This is a genomic window from Ruminococcus sp. (genome assembly GCF_017650195.1).
Taxonomy (GTDB): Bacteria; Bacillota; Clostridia; order Oscillospirales; family Ruminococcaceae; genus Ruminococcus.
Genome location: NZ_JAGCFH010000023.1, coordinates 1 through 5,787, shown reverse-complemented (window position 1 = coordinate 5,787; position 5,787 = coordinate 1). Strand labels below are relative to the sequence as shown.

The following is a 5,787-nucleotide window of genomic DNA, read 5'->3' as shown; positions in this document are numbered from 1 at the left end:
GTACGGGGAAGTCCGCCTATATGCACAACAGTTATACAATAGCCCTTGTAGACGAGTATATCGGCTGCGGCAAAACAGTCTCCGCCATTATTGCCGGTACCGGCAAGGAATACCACCGAACACTCCTCCGGCGGCAACTTCGCTTCGTTTCGACAATAGCCGTCGATAAGTTCCGCCAGTTTTCTTCCTGCATTTTCCATGAGCTGTCTCTTGGTAACTCCTATCTTTTCAGAGCGCTCCTCTATCCTGCTCATCTGCTTTGGTGTAACGATCTGCATATATATGACCTCCCCTTCTAAAATAATAGGTGTTAATATATATTAAACGCTTATTTTCTTTTTGCAAACTGTATCTTCTCATTCACTGCTTTGCTCTTAGCTTGGCTGGCAGGAACTTCATGATATTTTCAAGCATTTTTTCGTCAGGGACGAATATCAGACGGGCATGTCCAACCGACTCGTCGGTAAAATCCGCGTAATACTCATGGGAGGCTATATTGTCCGTAGCCATAATGACCGTCATATCATCTGTCTCCTCCATGCCATCGTTGTATTTTCCGAAATCGGTAAGCTGCCTGATATTGGTGGACAGCATTTCCCTGCGCTTTTTCTTGGCGATTATCTTATCAACGTCCAGCTCTCCGTTAGTAAACGTATACTCATACTCAACGTAGGTGCCCTGCACGAAATAATAAGTACCGTAGCCCGCCGCAGCTGCAAGCAGCAAGCCGAGCATTGACAGTAGCGGCTGTCTGAGCTGTAACATTGAAAGTAAAGCAAGGGCAACAGTAAAGAGTATGCCAACTATCAGCATGACAGTCCTTCTCATTTTGTCAGACGATGTTTCGTTCTTTTTTACAAGCTGTTCAGCAAAATTATCCATTATTTATTCTCCGTTTCTGTTTTTTGGTCATGCAATTATATAATATCACATTTTCCGTCAGATTGCAACAAATCCCTTCAAAATTTTCAATTGCTTCATCTTTTTTTCACAACTGTTACCGAACCGGAGAAAAAATTTCAGAAAAGCCCTTGATTTTTTCGGTAACGGCGTATATAATAGGTTTATAACCCGATGACTGAGAGAGTAAGTATGTATGAGTTTCCGCAGAGAGGGGCGAATAGGTGAAAGTGCCCTGTTACGATGCATTCCGAAGTTCACTCACGAGGGGTGGAGCGGAAGCGGCGCGGTAAAGTGCTGTTGTAGGCTACCGACGTAGGTCTGCGTTAAAGACAAGAGAGTGTCGGCTCTCCTGACAATGGGTGGTATAAAAGCAAGGTTTAAGTCTTGTCCTGTTGGACAGGGCTTTTTTTAATTCATAATTCGTAATGCGTAATTATATGTGTCCGCTCACGCGGACGGATCATTATTTGTTCCGGCACCTTTAATCTATCGCCGTTAGGCGAAACCTTAATTACGAATTACGAATTAAGCATTACGCATTAATTCTTAATGAGGTGAAAAAATGAAAGAACAGCTTGAAAAAATCGAAGCGTTGGCAAAGCAGGAGCTAGCTTCCTGCACCGAGATCAAGGCGCTGGACGACCTGAGGATAAAATTCCTCGGAAAAAAGGGTGAGCTCACAGCCATACTCAAACAAATGGGACAGCTCTCAGCAGAAGAAAGACCAGTAATCGGTCAGCTTGCAAACAAGGTAAGAGCTGATATCGAAGAGGCTCTGGGCAGCAAGCTTGCTTCACTCAAGGCAAACGCACAGGCTGCAAAGCTTGCAGAGGAAAAGATCGACATTACTCTCCCCGGCAAACATTCTCCATTCGGCAAGCTCCATCCGCTCACAAGAGTTGAGAACGAGATTAGGGAGATATTCATCGGAATGGGCTTCAATATCGCCGACGGTCCCGAGATTGACGACGATTACCACGTATTCGAGGCTCTCAACCTCCCCCCTGATCACCCTGCAAGAGATACTCAGGATACATTCTATATCGAGGGTACTGACGAGTCCGTGCTTCTCCGTACACAGACCTCCTCTGTACAGGTACACGTTATGGAGAATCAGAAGCCCCCTATCCGTATCATCTCTCCCGGAAGAGTTTTCCGTTCTGATGCCGTTGACGCTACACACTCTCCCCTTTTCCACCAGATAGAGGGACTTGTAGTGGACAAGGGCATAACCATGAGCGACCTTAAGGGCACTCTTGAAATGCTCATGAAGAAGCTTTACGGCAACGACTGCAAACTCCGCTTCCGTCCTCACCACTTCCCCTTCACCGAGCCCAGCTGTGAGGTAGATATCAGCTGCTTCAACTGTGGCGGAAAGGGCTGCTCAATGTGCAAGGACGAGGGCTATATCGAGCTTCTCGGCGCAGGCATGGTTCACCCAAAGGTGCTGGAGAACTGCGGTATCGACAGCAATGAGTATTCCGGCTTTGCATTCGGTCTCGGACTTGAGCGTATGGTAATGGGACGCTATGATATCAACGACCTCCGCCTGCTCTACGAGAATGATGTAAGATTTTTGGAGCAGTTCTGAACATGGAACGCTACAGAAAGGCACTGAAAAAAAGCTATTTGCCTCATATCATACTTGTCCCTGTTATTATTTTGTTGGTAGCATACTGTATAATTGAGTGCAAGACTGTTGGGAAAGATGTTGATATGTCGTTTCTCGAATACTTTTTCTGGGGACTGCTTCTGCTCACCGCTTTTCTCACATGGCTGTATTTCTATATTTACAACCGCCGTCTGAAAAAGATAAAGGAAGAGCTCCCCGATATCAAAGAGCAGCTTGAAAACTGTTCGTTATCATTCAACGATACCCATTTCTTTCTGAATGAGTATTTCGTCAGCTTTGAGATACCATTGGCTGTCAGATATGAAGATATCACATCTGTAATCCCGATACCATCTATCTGGTGTCATAGATGGCGGAAATACGATGAGTCTTATATAGAATTAAAATGCCAAAACGGTAAAAAATGGTGCATAAGAAATTTTACCGGGAGCCGTATCTTAGGAAGTCCGATAAAATCAAACGAAGAAAACAGAAGGGTATTCTATGGAGTAGCGGAGCAGCTGAAAAAGCGTTATCGCTATGCCCAGTTCGTTTAATACTGAATCCCCGAAAAGTGTGATGATATTTCAAATAAATCGAAAGGAAAAAAGATATGAATTTATCTATGAAATGGCTCGGCGACTACGTAAAAGCCGATATGCCTATAAAGGATTTCTGCCACGCCCTCACAATGAGCGGCTCAAAGGTAGAGTGCTACGAAAAAGAAGGCAGCAATATCTCCAACGTTGTTGTAGGTAAGATACTGTCAAAGGGTCCTCACGAGAACGCTGACGCGCTGTTCGTGTGTCAGGTGGACATCGGCGCGGGAGCTCCCATACAGATAGTTACAAACGCTAAGAACGTCAAAGAGGGCGACCTCGTTCCCGTTGCTCTTGACGGAGCAGTGCTCCCCGAGGGCAAGATAAAGAAGTGCAAGATGCGCGGAGTTGAAAGCTTCGGTATGTTCTGCGGACTCGAAACTCTCGGTCTCACAGCCCATGATTTCCCCTACGCAGACCCTGAGGGCGTTTTCGTTATCGAGGAGGACTGCAAGCTTGGCGAGGATATCCACACAGCTATCGGACTTGACGATACTTCCGTAGAGTTCGAGATAACCTCAAACCGTCCCGACTGTCTCAGCGTTATCGGTCTTGCAAGAGAGACCGCCGCTACCTACGGCACAGAGCTGAAGGTCAAGGCTCCTGAGTTCAAGGGCGTTGACGGCGATATCAACTCAATGCTGAAGGTGGATATCCACAACACAGAAAAGTGCCAGAGATATTGCGCAGGTATCGTTAAAAACGTAAAGATAGGTCCCTCACCGCGCTGGATGAGAGAGCGTCTCCGTGCAAGCGGCGTTCGTCCTATCAACAACTTCGTTGATATCACAAACTACGTTATGCTTGAATACGGTCAGCCTATGCACGCATTCGACCTCCGCTACGTTGAGGGAGCACATATCAATGTCCGCAACGCAAAGAACGGCGAAAAGATAATGACTCTCGACGGCGTAGAGCGTGAACTCACAGAAGATATGTTGGTGATTGCAGACGAGAAGAAGCCCGTAGCCGTTGCAGGTATCATGGGCGGCGAATACAGTGGTATCATGGACGATACAACAACTGTTGTATTCGAGTCCGCATATTTCGAGCCCACACAGGTACGGCGCACTTCAAAGGCTCTCCGCCTTAAGTCAGACGCCTCCGCACGCTATGAAAAGGGTGTTGACAGACTTATCTCCATGACCTGCTTAAAGAGAGCCTTTGAACTTGTAGAGCTTCTCGGCGCAGGAGAGGTGCTCAACACAGTTATTGATTGTGACTACACAGACAAAACTTCCGCTACAGTCGATTTCAGCACAGAATGGATAAACAGCTTCCTCGGTACTGATATATCAGAGGCTGACATGATAAAGTACCTCGAACGCCTTGACTTCAAGGTTGAAAACGGCAAGGTCATCGCTCCTTCATTCCGTATAGACATCGGCTGTAAAGCTGATATTGCAGAGGAAGTTGCACGTATCTACGGCTACAACAATATCCCTTCAACGGATTTCCGCGGTGTTGCAAGAGCAGAGTTCACAGAGGAGCAGAAGTTCACACGCACACTGAGAAATGCCGCAGCAGCTCTCGGCGGCTATGAAATAGCTACCTATTCCTTTGTATCGCCTAAGTACTTCGACAAGATAAAGCTCCCTGCAGACAGCAAACTACGCAAGGTAGTAAGGATAGTTAATCCTCTCGGCGAGGACACCAGCGTTATGAGAACATCTACTATCCCCTCAATGCTTGACGTTCTCTCCTTCAACTATAATAACCGCAACGACAAGGCTTGTCTCTTTGAGATAGCTAAGGAGTACCTCCCTGCCTCTGAGGAAAAGCCCTTCATCAACGGCGATACTCTTGCAAACAGCGGCAAACAAAAGCATAAATACAGCTATTCTCTCCCTGACGAGCCCCAGAGACTTACAATAGGTATGTACGGTGGCGACGCTGACTTCTATACTCTCAAGGGCATGGTTGAGCAGCTCCTTGCTGAGCTTAAAATAGAGGACGTTGAGTATGTTCGTGCAGCTGACTGCAATGTATTTGACGAGAAGTACGCCCTCCACCCTGGCAGAAGCGCAGTTATACTCAAAGACGGTGCACACCTCGGCATTATGGGAGAGGTACACCCTGAGGTACAGGAGACTTACGAGATAGGCGTAAAGACCTACGTTGCAAAGCTCAATATTCCCGAGCTCATGGCAGCTGCTGCTGACAAGATAACCTATCAGCCATTGCCGAAGTTCCCAGCAACTACCCGTGACCTCAGTCTCCTTGTTGACGAGGATATGCCTGTTGCAGAACTCGAAAAGGCAATCAAGAACGCTGTAGGCAAAATACTTGAAAAGGTAACTCTCTTTGATGTATACCGCAGCGACGATATGAAGCAGAACGGCAAGAAGAGCATAGCTTATTCTATCTCTATGCGTTCGCATGAGGGAACTCTCACAGATGAGCAAGCTGACGGTGCAATGAAGCGCGTACTGAAAGCACTCAGCTCTATTGGAGCAGAACTTCGTGGCTAAGCAGCCATTAGTCATTAGCCTTTGTAGGAGCAAACAATGTTCGTCCGCATAAAGCGAATATAAATCGGGTAGGAGGCTAATCATTAATTGATTAGCCGACCTCCCTCACCACCGTGCGTACCGTTCGGTACACGGCGGTTCCTTAGTTTACGCAAACATTCAAATAATAGTCGGTCATGGACATATATCCAAGACCGGCTAT

At 46.8% G+C, this 5,787-nt stretch carries 5 protein-coding genes; 3 read left to right on the top strand and 2 right to left on the bottom strand.

What is annotated here, in order from left to right; genetic code table 11:
- Positions 1-278 (bottom strand): NAD(P)H-hydrate epimerase (locus J6U00_RS01010; protein WP_296577717.1); only part of this gene is annotated, 278 nt, incomplete at its 3' end.
- Positions 279-360: 82 nt separating this feature from the next.
- Positions 361-882 carry a hypothetical protein gene (locus tag J6U00_RS01005; RefSeq protein WP_296577715.1) on the bottom strand — a complete coding sequence of 174 codons (522 nt, stop codon included), beginning with the start codon at positions 880-882 and terminating at the stop codon, positions 361-363.
- A gap of 583 nt (positions 883-1,465) precedes the next feature.
- On the opposite strand from J6U00_RS01005, the gene pheS reads away from it, so the two are divergent.
- From pheS to pheT, 3 genes are read left to right on the top strand one after another with little or no spacing between them, the layout of a single operon-like run.
- Positions 1,466-2,494, top strand: a complete 1,029-nt coding sequence (pheS, locus tag J6U00_RS01000; protein WP_296577713.1) for a phenylalanine--tRNA ligase subunit alpha — start codon at positions 1,466-1,468, stop codon at positions 2,492-2,494.
- Between the two features lie 2 nt (positions 2,495-2,496).
- The gene (locus J6U00_RS00995) at positions 2,497-3,072 is read left to right on the top strand and encodes a hypothetical protein (protein ID WP_296577711.1); all 576 of its coding nucleotides are present in this window, start codon (positions 2,497-2,499) and stop codon (positions 3,070-3,072) included.
- Positions 3,073-3,128: 56 nt separating this feature from the next.
- A complete protein-coding gene (gene pheT / locus J6U00_RS00990; protein WP_296577708.1) occupies positions 3,129-5,585 on the top strand; it encodes a phenylalanine--tRNA ligase subunit beta in 2,457 nt (818 codons plus the stop codon).
- Positions 5,586-5,787 lie beyond the last annotated feature (202 nt).

Bases quoted from the DNA above. Each gene is read 5' to 3' on its own strand.
- J6U00_RS00995 (WP_296577711.1), top strand. From the start codon at position 2,497: ATGGAACGCTACAGAAAGGCACTGAAAAAAAGCTATTTGCCTCATATC.
- pheT (WP_296577708.1), top strand. From the start codon at position 3,129: ATGAATTTATCTATGAAATGGCTCGGCGACTACGTAAAAGCCGATATG.
- J6U00_RS01005 (WP_296577715.1), bottom strand. From the start codon at position 882: ATGGATAATTTTGCTGAACAGCTTGTAAAAAAGAACGAAACATCGTCT.
- pheS (WP_296577713.1), top strand. From the start codon at position 1,466: ATGAAAGAACAGCTTGAAAAAATCGAAGCGTTGGCAAAGCAGGAGCTA.